Raw genomic sequence first — 21,415 nt, forward strand, 5'->3', positions numbered from 1 at the left:
TTGGTTTTATAGCTTCACTATGGTATTTTTACAGATCAAAAAACCTAAAATGTCAACAATAAAAGAAAAACAATCCAGTAGAAAAGTATGGTTACTGGTTATGATTGCGTCATTGGGCTATTTCGTCGATATCTACGATTTGATTATTTTCTCCATAGTCCGTATTCAGTCCTTCACTGATATTGGCGTCCCTGCGGAAGAAATGCGGATAAAAGGTGAATTTGTGCTCAATATGCAAATGGGCGGTTTGCTGTTGGGTGGAATTCTCTGGGGGATTATAGGGGATAAATTTGGACGTTTAAAAGTGCTTTTTGGATCGATTCTTTTATACTCTGTAGCGAATATTGCAAATGGTTTTGTTCATGATGTGCTTATGTATGGTATTATTCGTTTTATAGCGGGAGTTGGTTTGGCCGGAGAACTGGGGGCGGGAATTACCTTGGTTTCTGAAAGCATGCATAAATCAAAACGTGGTTATGGGACCATGTTGGTTGCCGGTGTCGGTGTTTTAGGCGCTATATTGGCCTATTTTGTCTCGGAAGAATTTGACTGGCGGACGGCCTACTTTGTCGGTGGTGGAATGGGCTTGCTGTTGCTACTGTTGCGCATTGGCTCTTTTGAATCAGGACTCTTTAAGGATCAAGATAAATCGGATATTGTGAAAGGGGATATCCGTATGCTTTTTACAAATAAAAGCCGGTTAAAACGGTATGTCAACTGTCTATGCATTGGTCTTCCAATCTGGTTTGTTGTTGGTGTTTTGGTTACACAGGCTCCGGAAATAGGCAAAGCCTTGGGGGCTACAGGTACACTGAGTGCTGGTCAAGGGGTGATGTTTACCTATATCGGTATTTCTATCGGGGATGTATTGGCGGGGATATTTGCGCAGGTTTTAAAATCCCGCAAAAAAGTTGTGTTTATATGTCAATTAATTATCATTGGAAGTTCACTATGGTATTTATTGAGTGATGGTATTACAGCGACAAAGTTTTTAAGTCTTGCCTTTATAATGGGCTTAGGAGTGGGGTATTGGGCAACTTTTGTAACTATTTCTGCCGAGCAATTTGGTACAAATCTCAGAGCAACTGTTGCAACGACGGCTCCCAACTTCGTGCGCGGTGCGCTTATTCCGTCAACGATGCTATATGGACTTCTAGTAAATGCATTTGGAATCGTGCCAGCGGCAATTACAATGGTTTTAGTTCTTTCAGGTATAGCAATTTATTCGTTGACCCAGTTAGAAGAAAGCTTTGATAAAGATTTAGATTACCTGGAGGAGTAGTCAATAAATGGCTATTTTTTTCGACCCGGACATTTTTTACAGCGTTTGCCTTCTTTATATTTTTTGCAACACTTTTTAAAGCAGGCACAGGAAAAGTCAGAAAAAGGGTTCATAGCCGTATTTCGAAACTGAAACAACCCGGCTTTGTTTTCTGACTCATCTAGCTCCAACACAGATTCAATAACTTCGTTCATGAAGCAAAGTTACAATTTGTTTAAAACAATTCTAAATAATAGAGTTGTTTTTACATTTTTTTGATAAGATTTTCAATTACTTTAGGGAAGTACTGATGTTCGAGTTGCTGCCCTTTAAATTTAATAATGTCTAAAGTATCATTGGGATCGACTTTGAATCGTGCTTGGTATATAATTTCCCCCTCGTCGAAATGCTCATTTGCGAAGTGGATCGTTATCCCGTGTTCTTCTTCCTTATTGGCCAAAACGGCCTTGTGTACATGGTCACCATACATCCCTTTGCCACCATATTTTGGTAGGAGAGCAGGGTGTATATTTATAATCTGATTCGGAAAAGCTTTCAGAAGGTTATTGGGAACAAGCCAAAGAAAACCCGCCAAAACAATCAGATCAATATTTAAGTTTTTAAGAATATTGACAACGTTGTCTGTTTTATAAAATTCGTCGCGATCAAATATATGTGCAGGTATTTCAAAATTGTCGGCTCGCTGAATAACGTAAGCATCAGGGTTATTGGATAAAATCAAGGCAACCTCAGCTTCATCTGAATACTTGAAATGTTCCATTATTTTTTGAGCATTGGACCCTGAACCTGAAGCAAAAATAGCAATTCGTTTTTTCACGATTAATAAGTATTAATAGATTTGATCGATTTAAAAATTAGCCCAAATTTACGGATTTTTTGTAAAAAAACTAAAATAATAGTTGACTGAAGCGCATTTTTAAGTATTATTGATTAAAATTAATTGAATAGTCACTGTTGGTTTAAATTTCTTTAACATGAGGTTCCTTTATTCCCTATTTTTTGTAAGTGTATTTTTTTTATTTCAACCTGTCTTTGCACAGGCACCCAAAACACTTCCATCGTTTACTTTTGAGGAGGTCTATCAGGCTAACAAGTTTAATTCGGACAAGCTTCCAAAATCGGGATATATTGTGTTGGATTTTTACGACCCGGGTTGTGGCCATTGCCAGAAAATGGGGGCTGGTATCGCACAGCACTTGTCCAAATTCAAGAATGTATCCTTCTATTTTATCTCCATGAATGACAAGCCTTATGTCGATGGATTTATTAATATGCATGCGAAGGCATTGAAAAGTGCCCCAAATGTGAAATTCTTGTTTGATGCTGGAACTCAATTTATTGAGAAATTTAAGCCAAGCAATTATCCTTCGCTCTATATCTATGATGCAAAAACTAAAGTATTGGTACAGCATCTGGACGGGGAAGACGATGTAAACAAGTTGTTAAAAGCTTTAGGTATTACAGGTTAAATGTCTAAAATTAATGATAAAAAGAGAACGTCCGATAGTCATATCGGACGTTCAGCTTTTTTATTGTTCTTGTTTATTGATGAACACAAATTTACCGTCGAATACATCTAGACGAATAATCGAATCGCGATTTACTTTTCCGGATAAAATTTCCTTTGATAGTTCATTTAAAATTCGTTTTTGAATAACACGTTTTAATGGCCTAGCCCCATAAATAGGATCGTAACCAAGTTGTGCCAGCCAATCCATTGCTTCATCAGAAGCTGTAATAAATATATTTTGTTCGGCCAGCTGTTTCTGAACATGTGCAAATTGTAAACGAACAATATCTCCAATTTCGTCTCGACTTAATGGCGTAAACATAATCACTTCATCGATACGGTTCAAAAACTCGGGACGAATCGACTGTTTTAAAAGATCGAAGACCTCATTGCGTGTTTTGGCGATAATTTCATCCCTATTATCATCGGTCAGATGACTGAAATTCTCCTGTATAATGGTCGACCCCGTATTGGAGGTCATAATGATAATGGTGTTTTTGAAGTTTACCGTACGACCTTTGTTGTCTGTAAGATGGCCATCATCCAATACCTGCAATAGGATATTGAATACATCGGGATGAGCTTTTTCAATTTCATCTAACAAAACAACAGAATAGGGTCTTCTACGGACTGCTTCAGTCAATTGTCCGCCTTCATCATAGCCGACATATCCCGGAGGCGCTCCGATTAAACGAGACACTGCGTGTCGTTCTTGATATTCCGACATATCAATACGAACCATGGATTGTTCGTCGTCAAATAAGAACTCGGCAAGTGCTTTTGCAAGTTCGGTTTTTCCGACTCCGGTAGTCCCCAAAAATATGAACGATCCTATTGGCCTTTTCGCATCATTTAATCCAGCGCGTGATCGACGAATGGCATCAGAAATAGCTTCTATTGCTTCATCCTGACCGGCGACACGTTTATGAAGCTCTTCCTCAAGATTCAATAATTTTTCGCGTTCTGATTGAATCATTTTGCTCACAGGTATTCCCGTCCATTTTGCAACAACATCGGCAATGTCTTCCGAAGTAACTTCTTCTTTGAGCATACGCTTGCTCTCTTGTTTTTCAGCGAGTTCAGCCTTTAGTTTGTCAACTTTTTCTTGCGCTTCTTTAATCCGTCCATAACGAAGCTCTGCTACCTTTCCATAGTCTCCGGAACGTTCAGCCTGCTCCGCTTCGAGTTTGTAGTTTTCAATATTCTCAATCTCTTGATTAACATTGTCAACAAGACTCTTTTCTTCTTGCCAGGATGCTCTCAACGTATCTCTTTCTGCCGATAGATTGGCGATACTTTCCGAAAGTTCTGCGACTTTTTTGTCGTCATTTTCACGTTTCAAAGCTTCACGCTCGATCTCCAATTGCATGATACGACGTTCAAGCTCATCGACAGCTTCCGGTACAGAGTCCATTTCAAGGCGTAATTTGGATGCTGCCTCATCAATTAAATCAATCGCTTTATCTGGTAGAAAACGATCGGAAATATAGCGCTGTGATAATTCCACGGCGGCAATGATAGACTCATCCAGAATGCGTACCTTATGGTGTGTTTCGTAGCGTTCTTTTAGGCCACGGAGAATAGAAATAGCATCTTGTGTGTCGGGTTCTTCAACCATGACTTTCTGGAACCTGCGTTCCAATGCTTTATCTTTCTCAAAATATTTTTGATATTCGTTTAAGGTTGTCGCTCCAATTGCACGGAGCTCACCTCTAGCTAAAGCCGGTTTGAGGATATTAGCCGCATCCATGGCACCTTCACCACCTCCAGCACCCACCAGTGTATGGATTTCGTCGATAAAGAGTATAATGTCTCCATTGGAATCGGTAACTTCTTTTACAACCGCTTTTAAACGTTCTTCAAATTCCCCTTTATATTTGGCGCCGGCAACCAAAGCGCCCATATCTAAGGAAAATACAATCTTAGATTTTAAGTTTTCAGGTGCGTCGCCTTTTATAATTCGGTAAGCAATACCTTCCGCAATAGCCGTTTTACCAACCCCAGGTTCACCGACGAGTATGGGGTTGTTTTTGGTACGACGGGAGAGTATCTGCATCACACGTCGAATTTCCTCATCACGGCCGATAACAGGATCCAATTTGCCGGATTCGGCATATTCATTTAAATTTCGAGCATATTTCCCCAAAGCGTTGTAGGTGGCTTCAGCATTTTGATCTGTTACCCGACTGTTTCCGCGCAATTCTTTTATGGCGGTCTTTAAGTCTTTTTCTGTAACGCCCTGTGACTTAAGTAATGTTGAGGTCTTATCAGAAGTTGCCAGGATACCCAATAGTAAATGCTCTACCGAGACAAATTCATCATTGAATTCTTTGAGATAGCCCTGTGCTTTCTGAAGTGCATTGTTGGCATCACTACTTAAATAAATATTGCTGCCACTAACCTTCGGAAAACCTTCAATTTGTTTGTCAAGTTCAGTACCGAGATAGCTGAGGTTGACATTTAACTTTTTTAATAAGTGGCTGACAACATTTTCATCCACTGTAAGTAAAGCTTTTAAAATATGCGCTGTCTCAATGGCCTGTTGTTGATGGCCTGCCGCAATTTCGGAAGCTTTTTGTATAGCCTCTTGGGCTTTAATTGTATAGTTGTTAAAATTCATTTTTATTGTCTTATTTAAAGTTTCGTTGATACATATTGGTTATAACAATTGAAGTGCCATTCAGGTTTTAGGCCATACTTCGGAAAAAATGGCAATATTTTTTATTGAATCATGACAAATTTTCAGTTATTAAAAATAATGCGCTTGATTTTTAAATAATTGGCTTAGCAGGGTAGAAAATTCTTGAAATCGACTTGCATTTTTGGTTTAAGCTTTCGATATTTGCAGCATCTTAAAACGGTCAGACGTTGTAAGATTGAAAAGAAGTAACGCCTCTTTAGCTCAGCTGGTAGAGCAACTGACTTGTAATCAGTAGGTCATTGGTTCGATTCCGATAAGAGGCTCTTTTAAGCAACATGCATTAAACTTCTTTAAAAAGCCTCTTTAGCTCAGCTGGTAGAGCAACTGACTTGTAATCAGTAGGTCATTGGTTCGATTCCGATAAGAGGCTCTTTGAGCGACACTCATTAAAATTCATTTGAAAGCCTCTTTAGCTCAGCTGGTAGAGCAACTGACTTGTAATCAGTAGGTCATTGGTTCGATTCCGATAAGAGGCTCATAAAAAAGATCCCCAAGATTTCTTGGGGATCTTTTTTTGTTTAGTCTAAACTAAGTTTTGCTGCTGTAGCGATTTTCTTTGGTATATCTGTGTTATCCATTTTCTGATTGAATTGTTCGGAGCCAACACCGATGGCATATACTGGTGCATAGGCGGCAGAATGGTTGTTAGAGGCCCAGCTTATTGATCCCATCCGATTTAAGATTGAAATACTCAATGCGGCAATCTTGTCGTCGCTTGCGTAAAGGCTTTTTGCGGTTTCATTTTGATGATCGACAAAGCTTTTTTGATAGGCAGCTTCTAAAGCACTACGATCAGTTTCATGGATTGTAATTTTGGAAAACAAACCTGTTTGAGCAGCAATGAGATTCTTGAGATCGTCCCATGTTGCATTTGGATTATTCTTACGAAGGTTGCCAATTGCGTTCGAAAGTTCTGCATGCGAGATTTTTTGGTGGGACAAGAATTTTGTTTTCAGCGAAGAACTTCCATTACCGACACCTAATCCGCCCGTTTCATGGTCCGCTGTAACGACTATAAGTGTTTCATTTGGGAACTTTTTATAAAAATCATAGGCAAGTTGTGCAGAGGTATTGAAATCCAACACTTCCTGAATCGTTGTAGCTGCATCATTTGCATGGCATGCCCAATCAATTTTTCCACCTTCAATCATTAAAAAGAAACCATTTGTATTGTCTTGATGCAATGAAGTGATAGCTGCAGATGTGATATCCGCCAATTTTAAATCACTTGGCTTTTGGTCTATAGCATATTTAAGGGCATCTATGGGGCCGCCATCTGAATTCATCAATATGATCTTATCTGATTTATTTGGTAGTTGTGCATAAGCATCTTTTCCTTTAAGCACTTTATAGCCGGCTTTTTCTAATATGGGGAAAAGCGATGGCGCCTTTTTATGATCAAATGTTGTTTCGGGTTTGAGAAAATTGGACCCGCCAAAAAAATCAAAATTGGAAGTGACAATTTCTTTGCCGATTTCGTAATACATGTCGCGGTCTGCTTGGTGCGCATAAAATGAAGCCGGGGTAGCGTGGTCTATGCTGACGCTTGTAATAATACCGACTTTTTTCCCTTTTTGCTTCGCGGCATAAGCTATACTCTTATAGGGGACTGTTCCTGTACTGTCCATACCGATAACACCATTTTTGGTTTTTTTTCCAACGGCTAATGCGGTACCTCCGGCGCCAGAGTCCGTTACACCATTGGACAGTGAATGTGTGGAGACAAATCCAACGTGAGGAAATTGAGTAAACACAAGTGGGATCGGGTTATCTTTATGCTGTACTTCAGCTTGATGAATTTCAGTGAGATTAACTTGGTTGAGCCCCATGCCATCACCAATTAAGTAAAAGATGTATTTTGCTTCTTGGCCAAAAGAGGGGAAAACATGTACAAAAACGAGGAGGAACAGAAATAAAACGTGTTTTTTCATTTGAATAGTTGTTATTTTAAAAAAACACAAATTAAAGCCTTAGGATTAGCTTACTGTTAATTCAATATTATGAATTGTTTTTTTAGTTGTTTCAACTAGTTTCTGCAGTTAATTCCTTGATATCTTTAACGGTTACTGTATGGATACCTGTTGTATAGTTATTGATTGCCTGTAACATTGCCATAGCAACTTGTGCTACTGAAAGTGGTTCATATGATTTGAATAATCCTATCGTATTAAAGATACGAAGGGCAGTAAGGGCAGTTTTTTCACCGAAGCGATCTGTATTTGGTCGGATTAATCCTCCAGGCTGGAAAATAATAAGCCGATTGAAATCAAGTGCTTTAACATCTTGTTCAAGGCTTCCTTTCATGCGGTTATAAAAAATTTTTGATGCAGGATCCGCAAGAACAGCCGATAATAAGAGAAACGTAGGAAAACCATTTTTTTTGGCCATTGCCGCAAATTGCAAATTAAGATCATGATCTATTTTCCATTGTGCCTCTTTACTGCCTGCGTCTTTTAATGTGGTGCCAAGGCAGGAAATTGCGACATCGCCCTGTATCACTTGCTCAAAATCTGTTAGATTTTCGAAATCTACGACAACCTGTTTCAATTTAATGTGCTCCTCAAACGAGACACGTCTTAAAAGCACAACGATTTCCGTAATTTCCTTAGATTTTAACATCAATTGAACGAGTGCCCTTCCTGTAGCGCCAGAACCGCCTATTAAAACTACCTTCATTATTCCCTTACTTATTTTCTTTACCAATTATCTTGAATTAATTGCTTTACTGAGAGTTATTTGCCCAGATGATTGAGCATATAATTAATCTTTATAATTAGGCTTGCCAGGAGTAAAGCGAACAATAGATTGATCCAATCTGAGTGTATCTGCTACAGTGATTAGATCTTCTTCGACAATAAAATTTTGATCAATAGCGGTTTTTATTGTTGTAAAATCCTCTTGATCGGCATCCTGAAAATAGAGGAGGGATTGAATCGTAGATACAGCCACCAGTTCGAGTAATTCATCTTCACCTTCAAATCCAACATAGAAAAAATCTGCCATAATAATGATATTTGATGTTGTACGAATATACTTTTTTTATTTTTAAAATTTGTCAATTAGCACGAAAACTTCTTGAAGAGCGATAGTCACTATGTCAAAAAGTTGTTGAAATTTTAGTTTCTTTGAAACAGTTTTGGGTAGCCATAGTAAAATATATTATATTTGATATAGTCATTTTAAAGATAATTAACAATAAGTTTTAATAACGATGGATAAAGAGCAGATACAAAATTGGTTAGATAATGGGTATGATATACTTCATCATGGAAGACCAGTGAAGGTTGAAGGTGATTTGTGGGACTACATCGACGGATTGGGAAGCTATGAAAATGTATATGTTTTGCGCGAATTGATCTACTGGACAGAAGAAGAATTGGCAAATATTGGTAAGTAGTGTGGGGATCCTGAAATAGATGTTCAGGATCCCATGTATGTTTTTCTTGTACTAGAATATAATATTACGTTTGAAAGCACAGCCTAATTCAATCAGGGAATCTGTTTTTGCGATTCCCCGAATACTATCGATTTTTTCATAGAGTAATTGTCGCATATGTTCGTGGTTCTTAGCAATAATTTTTACATATAGCGTGTAATTGCCCGTAATATAATAGCATTCTGTAACTTCTGGTATTTTCTTAAGTTCTTCAATAATTCGGCTCGAGTCATGATCTTTTTCTAAACTTAGCCCCGTAAAAGCACCCCAATCATAGCCTAGCTTTTTTTCATTTAATACAGGCTTTATACCGGCCAGTATCCCTTGTTCCGTTAATCGGTTGATTCGTTGATGGATCATCGTATTGGATACGCCCATAGCTGTTGCTATTGCAGAATAGGCCATCCGTCCATCTTCGTCTAAATATTTTAAAATCTGTAGATCAAAATCATCGATACTATTCATTATATAAAGTGGTTTAAAAGTTAATTTTAATATTTTTACGCTAATTTAGTGTTAAATTTTATTTTTAAACCAATAAAAAAGTAAATATTGTATATTTGTTATTATTTGAAAAAATCTGAATTATGAGTACAGTAGCTAAACATGGTAAGGGCGAGATGTTCATTGCCAAAGAAGAAAAATATGGAGCGCACAATTATCATCCTCTTCCGGTCGTCTTGGAAAGAGCTGAAGGAGTGATGGTGTGGGATGTTGATGGAAAGTCTTATTTTGATTTCTTGTCTGCATATTCTGCTGTCAATCAAGGACACTGCCATCCGCGGATTATACATGCTTTAAAAGAGCAAGCCGCAAAATTGACACTTACATCGAGAGCATTTTATAATAATAAATTGGGCGATTTTGAAGAAATGCTTTGTCAGTTATTTGGATTTGATAAGGCTTTGGTGATGAATTCGGGAGTTGAAGCGGTAGAAACGGCAATGAAGCTTTGTCGTAAATGGGCCTATCAGGTGAAAGGTGTAGCGGCCAATCAAGCGAAAATTGTCTTTGCCAAGGACAATTTCCATGGTAGGACAATCTCTGTTATATCGGCATCCAATGATAGTACTGCAACACATGAATTTGGTCCCTTTTTAGATGGCATAGTACTAGTTCCCTATAATGATGTTGATACGCTAGAACAGTTATTCAAAGCAGATAAAAATATCGCGGGTTTTATCGTTGAGCCAATTCAGGGCGAAGCGGGTATTGTTGTTCCTGATGAGGATTATCTGATCCGCGTGAGACAATTATGTACAAAATATAATGTATTGTTTATTGCGGACGAAATCCAAACCGGTATTGCTCGGACGGGAAGTATGTTGGCATCCTATGATATTGATGATATGCAAAGCCAAAGCAAACCAGATGTTCTGATTTTAGGGAAAGCTTTATCGGGCGGTGTGTTGCCGGTATCGGCAGTGTTGGCAAATGATTCCGTTATGTTGTGTATTAAACCGGGCGAACATGGTTCTACCTATGGTGGGAATCCCTTAGCCTGTGCAGTAGCTATGGAAGCGCTAAATGTTGTGCGGGATGAAAATTTGACGCAACGGGCGTTTCAGATGGGTGCATTGTTTTTGGATGGATTGCGTCAGATTGCTGCTAAGTGCACGTTAATTACAGAAGTGCGAGGAAAGGGGCTCTTGACAGCCATTGTAATTGATGCGGATGAAGAAAGTGATTTGGCATGGAGTATCTGTCTCAAATTTAAAGAAAATGGACTTTTAGCGAAGCCTACACATGGTAACAAAATTCGATTGGCTCCGCCGTTGGTTATTACAAAAGAGCAAGTCGAGACTTGCTTAGGGATTATTGAGCGATCGTTGACTAATTTGAAATAGTGTATGGAGAAAATGATTGAATTGATCAAAAACAGATCGGACATCGGAGCAGGGACTAGGGGTTCAGATCTGGGCATCGACGCCATCGAGATAGCTGCAATTAATAAAGGAAGTCAGTATTTCATTAATTATCCATTTGTTGATGTACCGACACGAAATAGCTCCATTTATCAAAATGATAATCATCCTTTTGCGAAACATATTCAGCAGATTTATGAACAATGCAAACAAGTGGCTTCTACTGTTGAAGATAGCTTATCTTCCGGCAATTTTCCACTGGTGTTTTCGGGGGATCATTCCTCCGCAATGGGGACGATCAGTGGTATAAAGTCCGCTTATCCCGATAAACAACTCGGTGTGATCTGGGTAGATGCACATGCCGATATTCATTCTCCGCACACAACTCCCTCTGGTAATATGCATGGAATGCCTTTAGCGGCGATGTTGAATGAGGATAATATGCCATGTAAAATCAATGAAATAGACGAATCGACACAAGAATTTTGGAATAAACTAAAACGAATAGCTGGCCCAGTAGGTAAAATACAATCCAATCATTTGATTTATTTTGGTGTAAGGGATACGGAAGAACCGGAAGATTTGGTCATTGAACGACTTGGCATTAAGAACTATCGTGTGGAAGATACGAGACAGCGAGGAATAACCGATTGTGTGGCTGAGGCATTGAAAATCCTAGAAGCATGTGATATGGTTTATATCTCTTTTGATGTGGATAGCATGGATAGTGAATTGATCTCGGATGGAACGGGAACACCAGTACCTAAGGGTTTTTTGCCAAGGGAGATTGTGTTGATTTTAGAAGAGATCATCCGATCTGGAAAGGTAATTTGTTTTGAAATTGTTGAAGTTAATCCGTTATTGGACAATAAAGGTAATAAAATGGCAGAGGTGGCATTTGATATATTAGAACGGATCACCCCGCTTATTGAATTTAAATCGGTTAATTAACCAGTTTTGGGATTGTCTATTAAAAAAGCCCTTTTATTGATGATACACATCAATAAAAGGGCTTTTTTAATAGCATATCGTTGAGCTTGGTGGATAAAAATAAGGCAGCCTTCCTTATGTTAAAACTCGCGTTGCTTTATGTGATTTAATATTGTGTTAACATGTTTCATGTACATTTGCAATTCGATTATTTACGTTAAATATGAGGATTTCTGATAAAATTATTTTGTTTCTACTTTTTTTTATACAGCTTTTTTTGTGGCACCCAGGTACTGCGCAGGTTGAATCCTTTAAGGATATTAGGGGGTTAAGTCAAAACCATCCTGATTCTGCAATTATGCTCGTCAAAAAACGTTATGCAAAAGCTGTTACGGATAAAGATCTATTGTTACAAGCCAATTGTTTACAGGCGATTGGATGGTTATGTGTCAATCAGGGACATTATGGACAGGCGCAGGACTACTATTTTCAGGCCGATCGACTCTATACGCAATTAAATTCAAAGCAGCATCTTGCTTCGAATTGGAGTGATATCGGGGAACTCAATATTTTCAATAAACAACATGATGTAGCGAAAGTTTATTTTAACAAGGCGCTACATTCTTTCCGAACAGAAGGGGATAAAAATGGAGAGGCAGGTACATTAGGGAATATTGGTCATTTATTTGAAAAGGAAGCTAACTACGACTCCGCCTTTGTCTATCAGAATCTTGCTTTGTCCATTTATAGCAGTGTGGGTAATAAAAATGGAGAAGCCAAGATCCATGAAAATTTGGGCAGTATTTATGAAGACCTGGCAAGGTATGACAGCGCTTTTCTTCATTTTGAAAAAGCAAGTAAGCTCTATACGGAAACAAAAGACAATTATGGAAAAATTGTGGTCATCAATAATATGGGCGATATCTTTAGAAAGACCAATAAATATCTGGAAAGTATCAAATTGACACAATTGGCTTATCAGATGGCGGAAAATTTGAGTGATGTGTATCAAATGGCTGCTACGACAAAAGATTTGAGTAGAACATACGCCTTGCGTGGCCAAATGGATAGCGCATATTTTTATGCCGAAAAGAGCCGTAAGTTGGTGCTTGAACTGTATAGCGTAGATGGTGCTCGACATACAGCTTTTTTTCAGGCGCTCTACGATATGAACCAAAAAGCTGAGGAGATTGAAAAATTACAGGTGACAAAAAGAATCAACTTAATCATGCTGTGGGGTACAATTGTGGTTTTAATTTTGTTAATTGTATTATCCTATGTATTGTATAGTCGCCAGAAAATTAAGATCAAAAATCAGATCGCCGAATCGCGAAAACAGGAGGCCGAACGTGAGTTGACAGAAATTGCGCTTAAAAACCAATTGCTTGAAGATAAGCAGCTCAAACAGGAGCTGTCGATCAAGCAGAAAGAATTGACATCCCATACTCTAAACCTGATCCGTAACAATCAATTTTTGGAAGAACTTCGTGATGAATTAAAGGGAATGGTTAAGGACGAACGCAGGGATCAAAAACGACAAATGCAGAAGTTGGTGTTGCAGATCAATGAAAATATCACACAGGGCATCCATTGGAAAGAATTTATGGGAACTTTCGAAAAGGTACATCACAGCTTTTTTGAAAAACTTATTCAACGATTTCCAGATTTGACAGCCGCAGATATGCGGTTAATAGCATTGCTTAAAATAAATTTGAATAATATCGATATTGCCATCTTATTGGGCATATCACAAGATAGCCTTCGTGTTGCCAGACATCGATTGCGAAAAAAATTAAGATTGGAACAAGGAGAGGATCTGACGGGTTATCTCGTTGGTATTTCATAATTTTTTAACACAGGAGTAATAGAATGTTAATGGCGTGTAATTTGTTTTTAAATTACTGTTTACTAGTATTTTGTATCTTCTTGTTTCCTTGCTGTATAGTGCTCGTTTTACCTTGTTTCCTTGTTGTAACGCTAGATATTTTGTGTGAATAGAATTGGCTGCCATCTTTGCGACAACAATCAAAGATTCATAATAATCTAAGCAAAATGAAAAACTTTTTAACGGTATTACTTGCCTCCAGTATTTCGGTCAGCGCTGCTTATGCGACCAAAATCAAAGGTAAGGTATTGGATGGTCAGACCGGTGAAGCCATTGCTGGTGCGACAGTGTTCTTGGAACAGCGTGGGCTATCGACCAAAACACAATTGGATGGTTCGTTTGAATTCAAAGGATTATCTGCAGGTGTGGATAGGGTTCATATCAAACATATGGCCTATGCCGAATTAATTAAAGAAATCGAAATTCAAAAAGAAAATACACCTCATTTTATTTTTCAGCTGACGTCTACCGAACAGACATTAATGGAAGTAACCATAAAAGGACGTCGGAATGGGGGGGATGATGATCCTAGTGCAAGGCGTTTGGAAAAGAATGCGTCACAAATTATGAATGTTGTTTCGGCGCGTGCAATAGAGATTTCCCCGGATATCACCGTTGCAAATGTTGTACAGCGTGTTTCGGGTGTATCTATAGAAAGAAATTCGAATGGCGAGGGACAATATGCTATTCTGAGGGGGATGGACAAACGTTACAATACCACTTTAGTGAATGGTGTAAAGGTTCCAAGTCCGGATAATAAATACCGTTATGTGCCTTTGGATTTATTTCCTTCAGATATGTTGGAACGCTTAGAAGTCTACAAGTCGCTAACACCAAATATGGAAGCCGATGCGGTGGGTGGAGTTGTCAATATGGTTATGAAATCGGCACCGACTAAATTATTGCTGCAGGCAAATTTGGCAACAGGTTACAGTCAACGTTATTTTAATCGTGATTTTGGAAGCTTTTCAACAGGCGGAACTTCGGCAAAATCTCCCTACGAACTGAATGGGAAGAATTACAATGCAACCGCTGCTGATTTTAATAAGGGTGCGTTAGATTACACCTATAAAAAGCCCCTTCCAGACCTTGTCGGCAATCTGACAATAGGAAATCGGTATTTGGATGATAAATTGGGCGTTATTTTGGGCGCGAGCTATCAAAATTTACATCGAGGTAGTCGTTCTATTTTCTACAAATCGGCTGTCGTTGGCGTAAATCCCAATGCAGTAATTACTGAGCAGAGTGATCGTCAATATGATGAACAGCAACAACGCTTAGGTTTGCATAACAAGATCGATTATCGATTTAATCCAAATCATCGGATTAGCTTTTATCAAATGTATGTGAATTTAAATAACATGCAATTGCGCGATGCCGTAAATACGATATACAATGGTCAGTATGATCCCAGCATTGGTAAAGCCGAACTGACCTATGTGACAAGAAGCCGAAAAACGCAGCAACAAATTTACAATGGTACCTTACAGGGCGATCATCATTTTTTAGATAATCGTTTGAATGTCCGTTGGTCAGGAGTACTCTCTTCGGCCCGCAATCAATTGCCTCAAAATACGATGATCAGTTTGGATGGAGTAGAAGAAAATTTTGAACGTAAAAGGACTTCTCTCGTCAACAAATCTCCTGTAACTTATCGTTGGGAGCGAAATACGGATAATGATCGTGCAGGCTATTGGGATGTAGCCTATAAAGTTCCAATGGAAAACAGTAAGCTGGAACTATCGACCGGTGGTTTGTATCGTGATAAACAGCGTAGTAGTTTTTACAATAACTACAACTTATCACCAGCTTCTGCAGAAGAGGCAAAGTATAAATATGGCGTGGATTTTCAGCGGTATACCGATCTTAACCTGACCGTTACCAACCCTACTGGAGCTGTCGCAAATCCATTAACTTACGACGCCGGTGAGAAGACAACAGCATTGTACGGCATGTTCAATTATGAGAATGACAAATGGCAGATGATCGGTGGTATCCGGATGGAGCATACCAATCAGAATTATAAATTATTGTTTCCTGCAGGAGAAAAAAGACCAGAGGGATCCCAAATTTATACAGAGTGGCTGCCAAGTTTGACCATGAAATATCATTTGGACGAAAAACAACAGCTTCATGCGGCCTATTATCGTGCGTTAAACCGACCTGGATTTTATGAAATTGTACCCTCAAGTGTGATTAATGAAGAGTTTTTGGAAAAAGGAAATCCAGATTTAAAACACGCCTTAGCAGATAACTTTGATTTAAGGTATGAATTATTCCCAGAAGCTTCCTCTCAATTTCTTGTAGGTATGTTTTACAAGAAAATCAAAAATCCAATTGAATATACCTTTCAACCGGATGAGGTTCGTAAACAGGATGTATACTACACCCCCGGTAATTTTGGTAACGCCAACAACTTTGGTCTCGAGGTTGATTATATCAAGTATATCCAGAAATTTGGTGTTAAGGCCAATTATACCTATACACATTCACGTATAACGACCTCCAAGATGTCGCGTCGAATCAACGAAACCACTCAGGACCCTGAAGCGATTATCGTGGATCAAACTAGACCGTTATATGGGCAGGCAGCGCATATAGCCAATCTATCACTACTTTACAAAGATGCTAATAATGGCTGGGAAGGACAGTTAGCCGGATCTTATACCGGCTCACGAATCAACACAGTGTCGCAATTTTTGAACGATGATTTATGGCAAAAAGGATTTGTTCAGTTAGATGCTTCGATTGAGAAGAAGTTTAGAGCAGGTTGGGCCATTTTTGCCAAAGCCAACAACATCTTGAACACACCAATGGAATTGTATGTGAAAGGAACAAATCCCGAAAATGAGAAGATTGCTGAAAAGCTTATTGAAGGCGGAAATACTTTGATTAGAAAGGATTTGTATGGACAGAACTATATCCTTGGTTTACGTTATTCGTTTAGTAAATAATAGACCCGCGTAAAACAGGGCATGTTTTAATCTGAACATGTGCGACGTGAAATAACAACAGTTTGTTTCGGTGAAGCTTTCACTTTTTTGGAAAGCCAATGTTTTGGATAAGTGAAATCTGCTTCATCATTAAAAATTAAATATATACAGATGAAAAATAAATGTATTTTATCGTTTCTAGCGTTTTTTATAGTGGTGCTAAGTGCCTGTGAAAAAGCAAATATAGATGTTGATACTTCTGATGCTGACGGAAGTGCTATAGGTGAGGTTTCCGGTGTGTGGAGCAAAGGAAGTGTGCAGCATATTAAGGGAGATATTATTATTCCCGAAGGTAAGAGCCTAACAATTGAGGAAGGCGTAACCGTATTGATGGATTCCGTCAATAAGCCTGAAATTGTTGTTTTGGGTAATTTGTACGCACTAGGTACAGCCGAAAATCCTGTAAAGTTTACGGTTGAAGATGGGTATAAGACGAAGACGAATGAATTTGGCAAGTTATGGGGAGGAATTTTAGCCGCTCCAAGCTGTCAGGAACTTGTTTTGGACAATACCATCATTGAGTATGGTGGCGCAATTACTTCGGATGCGTCGACTTCTGTAAAAATGGGCTTGTATAAAAAAGTGTCTGGTGAGGCTTTGCCAGCGTTGTGGTTCTCAAATTCAGACGGAAAACTAGTTGTTCAAAATAGTACTGTAAGTCATTTTCACGAAGACTGCACGTATATTGAAGGTGGAAAAATCATTTTCGCTAACAATCGTTTCTTTTCTAATGGGGTGACAGGTGGAGAAGCGATGAATTTCAAATCCGGATGTCTTGCAGATGTTGCTTATAACCTAGTGTATAGTGTAAATACCAATGCATTAAAACTATCCAACTCGGGAGACCGTACACCTCAGGCTTATATTATTGTTTATAATAATACCATGCTCAATACAGGGTGGCGCAGACCTACAGCCAAAGGAGGTTCCATATGGTTAGAAGCCTCTGTCAGAGCAGAAATTTATAATAATCTTTTTGCAAATACACGGTTTGGAGTCAAGCGTGATCCTAAAAAACCAGAAGATAACCGTTCTGTGTCAGGTAATAATTGGTATTATGGCTACGGTCAATTGACTGTAGATCAGTTTCAGGTCGGTAAAAATGATATTGTAGGCGGTAGTAATGATGTTAGAGGTAAAGTGGCAGGGGAGAATAATCCTAAATTTGTTTCTTATCCTTTAGAAACATCGGTTGACAATTACGTATTTGATTCAACCTGGGATTTTCATCTTCAGGGGAATTCACCTGCATTAAAGGCCGGTACTTTGGCTTTTAAACCCCATTTTACGAGTGGCCTGGTGATGTCAAACGGGCTAACATATAATTCCCCTCAGCCTGCAGCTTATGTTGGGGCATTTGGTTCCAAATTCTAATTTACTTCATATAATGACAAATTTAAAAACAATACTAACACTAACTTTGGGAGCATCAACCCTGCTTCAAATAGCATGCAAAAATGCGCAAACAAATACGGTAAACTCAGTTAAACCCGTTATTGTGACCGATGCTGTACGTTATGATTCGGATGATCCTGCAATTTGGATCAATAAGAGCGATCCGAGCAAGAGTCTGATTATAGCAACGGATAAAGATGCCGATGGAGCTTTATTCGTGTACGATTTACAGGGTAAAACGGTCAAAGAAAAAGTGGTTTCCAATTTAAAACGACCAAACAATGTTGATGTAGCGTACGGTTTGGTATTGGGGGGGAAACCTGTCGATATCGCTGTCACAACAGAGCGTATGACCCATAAATTGCGTATTTTTTCACTACCTGACATGAAGCCGATCGATCAAGGGGGATTAGATATGTTTGTTGGTGAAACTGAACCTGAATTTAGGGATCTGATGGGGATTGCCCTATATACTTCTCCAAAAGGAGAGATCTATGCTATTGTTGGGCGAAAAAATGGACCAAAAGAAGGCTATTTGGGACAATATTTATTGGAGGATAATGGTTCTGGTTCAGTAAAAGCTACATTGGTTCGCAAATTTGGTTCATTTAGTGGAAAGAAAGAGATTGAGGCAATAGCGGTGGACAATGAGCTTGGGTATATTTACTATTCGGACGAACAGGTTGGCGTAAAACAATACTATGCGGATCCAGCAAAGGGAAACCAACAGTTGGCATTATTTGCTACAGCAGGTTTTAAAGAAGATCATGAAGGTATTTCGATTTATAAAGTGACCGACAGTACTGGATATATCTTGGTGTCGGACCAGGGTGCAAATCGTTTTCAGGTTTTTAGTCGGGAAGGAACCAAAAGCAATCCTTTCGAACATAAATATCTGAAGACTGTGCCGGTTATGGCAACACAAAGTGATGGTTCAGAAACTACCTCTTTTAATTTAAATGAAACCTTCAAACATGGCTTGTTTGTTGTTATGAGTGACGATAAAACATTCCATTATTATCGATGGGAAGATATTGCCGGAGCCGATTTGAAAAAGAAATAGGTGACGAATTAATCTTTCAGCAACAGTTGTGATTTGATTCGCAACTGTTGCTTTTTTTGCTATCGGAAATTTTATCAGTGGTAATTAGCGCAGTTATTTATACACTGACCGGAATTTTAAACCAAAAGGTTGACCCTTGGCCGATCTGGCTGTCGACACCAATTTCTCCTTGATGTTTTTGAATAATTTCTTTGCAAATAAACAGTCCTATGCCAAATCCCGAAGCATAACGATCCGTATCGTCATTTACACGATAGAATTTATTGAATATTTGTTTCTGATCCTTATGATTGATGCCTCTTCCTTGGTCTTTGATCTCGACTTCAAAATAACCTGAATGTATGGCCACATGCATGGTAATTGTTGAATTACTGGGCGAATATTTAATGGCATTATCCATGAAGTTGATTAACACTTGTTCGATTTTATCACGATCGGCGATAATCTCCAAATTCGAATCTATTGCTCCTGAATAATGAATGAAGTGCTTTACAGATTTTAAAGAATAGATATTTTGAATATAATCGAGTAAAGAACAAACGTTAAATGTCTTTTTGCGAAGTACTAACTTACCCTCATTTAATTGAGTAACATTTAAAAAGCCGTCGATTAAACCGCGCATGCGCGTTGCTTGCTCATTAGATTGGTGGAGATATTGCATGCGCTTTTCGGTGCTCAGTGTACCTTCTTTGGCCTGTAGTAATTGGATATAGGCAATTAGTGAGGTTAAAGGTGTTTTGAGTTCATGACTTGCGATACTAATAAAGTCTAGTTTTTTCCTTTCTTCTTCCTTGTCATTGGTGCTGTCTATTATAGCGCCGTAGATCATGTGTCTTGTCGTATCCGATTCCAATTGACTTCCGCCTATTGACCTTAACCATTTTATCTTACCCGTTTTTTTATCTTTTATTTCACATTGACAATCGAAAGGAGATTGTTTGTGTGTTACTTCCTGAAAAACATGATGGATGATGTTTCTATACTGAGGCAGGATTTGGTCAAAAAAGTTAGATTCTTTTATTTTGTCATACTGATCGAAGCCAAATAATTCACGGCAACGATCATTGAGTTCCATTTTCTTGGTTTCCATGTCAATAGAAAAGATACCGATACCGGCGGCTTCTACGATCATTCTAAACTGTTGATCTCTTTTGGCGATAAGTTGATTAATTGCTTCAAGTTTTTCATGCTCCTGATGCTGGATTGTAATATCTATAGCGGTGCCTGCAAACCATTCGGGCTGTTGATCTTGGTCAAAGTATACTCTTCCTTTACAGTGCAACCACCGTAATTGAAGATCTTGTGCTCCAATGGTTCTAAATTGTACGTCATAAACACCTTTGTTCTGGTAAGCCAGTGATTTTTTGACTTCTTGATCGATTCTATTCCTATCTTCTGGATGAATATATTTGAGTACCTCATTGTATGGAACATATTCACCTTTAGCAAAACCAAAGAGTTCTCGAGTCCGTTCATCCCAATTGACCATATAATTTTTACAATTTAAATTCCATGTTCCCATCTCGGCTGACTGTAAAGCAAAATGGTAATGTTCTTCACTTTCTATGATTTTCTTGAGTGCATCCTTAAGTTTTTCATTGAGATCTTCGGTATGTTTAGGTGATAAGGTGTAATTATTTGTAGGGATTTTGTAATGGTTTCCTGCTACTGTATATTTTTGAGTTAATAAATCTTGTAGCAGTTTTCGTTCAATGGTGTTTTTTTCTTGCGTTTGTGGGTGGTTGTCTTCATTTTCAGGTATCAGTCTAATTTGATTAAATATGCCATAAATTTCACCCTTTTCATTGATGAGCGGATGATATTCAAAAGTGTGCGTATAACCTAGTAAAGACTGTTTTTCGGTTTTGAGCTTAATCTTTATCTTTTCGATAACCGCAGTTTTTCCGTTTATCCAAGCATTTTTCAAGAGGGGGGTATATGGCGTTAAATCTTCTCGTTGAAGACAGTTTTCAAGACATTGCCCAATAATGCGCTGATCACAATTCCAGAGTTTTAACATGTTAGTGCTTGCATAAGAAATACGGAGATCTGCGCTATCATAAATTGCGCAAGCATCCAATGAAGAAGAGAGAACGGCTAAAATATCTTTATCTGAACAAATCATAACATATCAAAAATTAAGTGTTGATTAAAGCGATATCACGTATAGCTTGATTTAATAACATACAAATATTGTTCCTTTTCTCATGGGTTTTCGTTCTATCGAAAAATGACAGGAGTTGTCGGTCGGTATGAGGTCCTCTATTTTATTTTCCATTTCATCCTGAGGGCTGTTTAATATGGAGTCATGATATCAATAGTACAGTGAGTAGAAATTCGTATCTTTATTTTGTT

At 38.4% G+C, this 21,415-nt stretch carries 16 protein-coding genes and 3 tRNA genes; 12 read left to right on the forward strand and 7 right to left on the reverse strand.

Annotation, left to right across the window (positions count from 1 at the left end; all coding sequences use genetic code 11):
• Positions 1–49: 49 nt before the first annotated feature.
• The gene (locus HS960_RS07125) at positions 50–1,282 is read left to right on the forward strand and encodes an MFS transporter (protein WP_153844583.1); all 1,233 of its coding nucleotides are present in this window, start codon (positions 50–52) and stop codon (positions 1,280–1,282) included.
• Positions 1,283–1,526: 244 nt separating this feature from the next.
• Here HS960_RS07125 and purN read toward each other — a convergent pair whose 3' ends face one another.
• On the reverse strand, positions 1,527–2,099 hold the full coding sequence (purN, locus tag HS960_RS07130) for a phosphoribosylglycinamide formyltransferase (protein WP_159726569.1): 573 nt from the start codon (positions 2,097–2,099) through the stop codon (positions 1,527–1,529).
• A 157-nt stretch (positions 2,100–2,256) separates the two neighbouring features.
• On the opposite strand from purN, the gene HS960_RS07135 reads away from it, so the two are divergent.
• A complete protein-coding gene (locus HS960_RS07135) occupies positions 2,257–2,751 on the forward strand; it encodes a TlpA family protein disulfide reductase (protein ID WP_153844581.1) in 495 nt (164 codons plus the stop codon).
• Positions 2,752–2,811: 60 nt separating this feature from the next.
• Here the strand turns inward: HS960_RS07135 and clpB are convergent, their stop codons facing one another.
• Positions 2,812–5,412, reverse strand: a complete 2,601-nt coding sequence (gene clpB / locus HS960_RS07140; protein WP_153844580.1) for an ATP-dependent chaperone ClpB — start codon at positions 5,410–5,412, stop codon at positions 2,812–2,814.
• A gap of 271 nt (positions 5,413–5,683) precedes the next feature.
• On the opposite strand from clpB, the gene HS960_RS07145 reads away from it, so the two are divergent.
• The 3 genes from HS960_RS07145 (at position 5,684) to HS960_RS07155 (ending at position 5,969) form a co-directional block, all read left to right on the forward strand.
• Positions 5,684–5,756, forward strand: a tRNA-Thr gene (locus HS960_RS07145).
• A gap of 34 nt (positions 5,757–5,790) precedes the next feature.
• A tRNA-Thr gene (locus HS960_RS07150) sits at positions 5,791–5,863 on the forward strand.
• Positions 5,864–5,896: 33 nt separating this feature from the next.
• Positions 5,897–5,969: transfer RNA gene (locus HS960_RS07155), tRNA-Thr, on the forward strand.
• A 42-nt stretch (positions 5,970–6,011) separates the two neighbouring features.
• On the opposite strand, the gene HS960_RS07160 is transcribed toward HS960_RS07155, so the two are convergent.
• The 3 genes from HS960_RS07160 to HS960_RS07170 form a co-directional block, all read right to left on the reverse strand.
• On the reverse strand, positions 6,012–7,424 hold the full coding sequence (locus tag HS960_RS07160; RefSeq protein WP_182331968.1) for an alkaline phosphatase: 1,413 nt from the start codon (positions 7,422–7,424) through the stop codon (positions 6,012–6,014).
• A 91-nt stretch (positions 7,425–7,515) separates the two neighbouring features.
• Positions 7,516–8,169, reverse strand: a complete 654-nt coding sequence (locus tag HS960_RS07165) for an NAD(P)H-binding protein (RefSeq protein ID WP_153844579.1) — start codon at positions 8,167–8,169, stop codon at positions 7,516–7,518.
• A gap of 84 nt (positions 8,170–8,253) precedes the next feature.
• A complete protein-coding gene (locus tag HS960_RS07170; protein ID WP_153844578.1) occupies positions 8,254–8,496 on the reverse strand; it encodes a hypothetical protein in 243 nt (80 codons plus the stop codon).
• 208 nt (positions 8,497–8,704) lie between these two features.
• On the opposite strand from HS960_RS07170, the gene HS960_RS07175 reads away from it, so the two are divergent.
• Entirely contained in the window at positions 8,705–8,890 is a 186-nt protein-coding gene (locus tag HS960_RS07175; protein ID WP_046673540.1) for a hypothetical protein, read from the forward strand.
• Positions 8,891–8,941: 51 nt separating this feature from the next.
• Here HS960_RS07175 and HS960_RS07180 read toward each other — a convergent pair whose 3' ends face one another.
• A complete protein-coding gene (locus HS960_RS07180; protein ID WP_153844577.1) occupies positions 8,942–9,394 on the reverse strand; it encodes an Lrp/AsnC family transcriptional regulator in 453 nt (150 codons plus the stop codon).
• A 122-nt stretch (positions 9,395–9,516) separates the two neighbouring features.
• Here HS960_RS07180 and rocD point away from each other — a divergent pair, with 122 nt between their 5' ends.
• The 6 genes from rocD to HS960_RS07210 all read left to right on the forward strand — a co-directional run bounded on the left by rocD (position 9,517) and on the right by HS960_RS07210 (position 19,060).
• A complete protein-coding gene (gene rocD, locus HS960_RS07185) occupies positions 9,517–10,776 on the forward strand; it encodes an ornithine--oxo-acid transaminase (RefSeq protein ID WP_228280227.1) in 1,260 nt (419 codons plus the stop codon).
• A 3-nt stretch (positions 10,777–10,779) separates the two neighbouring features.
• Entirely contained in the window at positions 10,780–11,745 is a 966-nt protein-coding gene (locus HS960_RS07190; protein ID WP_153844575.1) for an arginase, read from the forward strand.
• 202 nt (positions 11,746–11,947) lie between these two features.
• On the forward strand, positions 11,948–13,570 hold the full coding sequence (locus tag HS960_RS07195) for a tetratricopeptide repeat protein (RefSeq protein WP_228280229.1): 1,623 nt from the start codon (positions 11,948–11,950) through the stop codon (positions 13,568–13,570).
• 206 nt (positions 13,571–13,776) lie between these two features.
• Positions 13,777–16,563: a TonB-dependent receptor gene (locus HS960_RS07200; protein WP_182331972.1), complete on the forward strand. Its 2,787-nt coding sequence runs from the start codon at positions 13,777–13,779 to the stop codon at positions 16,561–16,563.
• 150 nt (positions 16,564–16,713) lie between these two features.
• Entirely contained in the window at positions 16,714–17,976 is a 1,263-nt protein-coding gene (locus HS960_RS07205; RefSeq protein ID WP_153844572.1) for a right-handed parallel beta-helix repeat-containing protein, read from the forward strand.
• Positions 17,977–17,989: 13 nt separating this feature from the next.
• The gene (locus HS960_RS07210) at positions 17,990–19,060 is read left to right on the forward strand and encodes a phytase (RefSeq protein ID WP_153844571.1); all 1,071 of its coding nucleotides are present in this window, start codon (positions 17,990–17,992) and stop codon (positions 19,058–19,060) included.
• Between the two features lie 97 nt (positions 19,061–19,157).
• On the opposite strand, the gene HS960_RS07215 is transcribed toward HS960_RS07210, so the two are convergent.
• Positions 19,158–21,185: a PAS domain-containing sensor histidine kinase gene (locus HS960_RS07215; RefSeq protein ID WP_182331974.1), complete on the reverse strand. Its 2,028-nt coding sequence runs from the start codon at positions 21,183–21,185 to the stop codon at positions 19,158–19,160.
• Between the last annotated feature and the right edge of the window lie 230 nt (positions 21,186–21,415).

Source organism: Sphingobacterium paramultivorum, from assembly GCF_014109745.1.
Lineage (GTDB): Bacteria > Bacteroidota > Bacteroidia > Sphingobacteriales > Sphingobacteriaceae > Sphingobacterium > Sphingobacterium paramultivorum.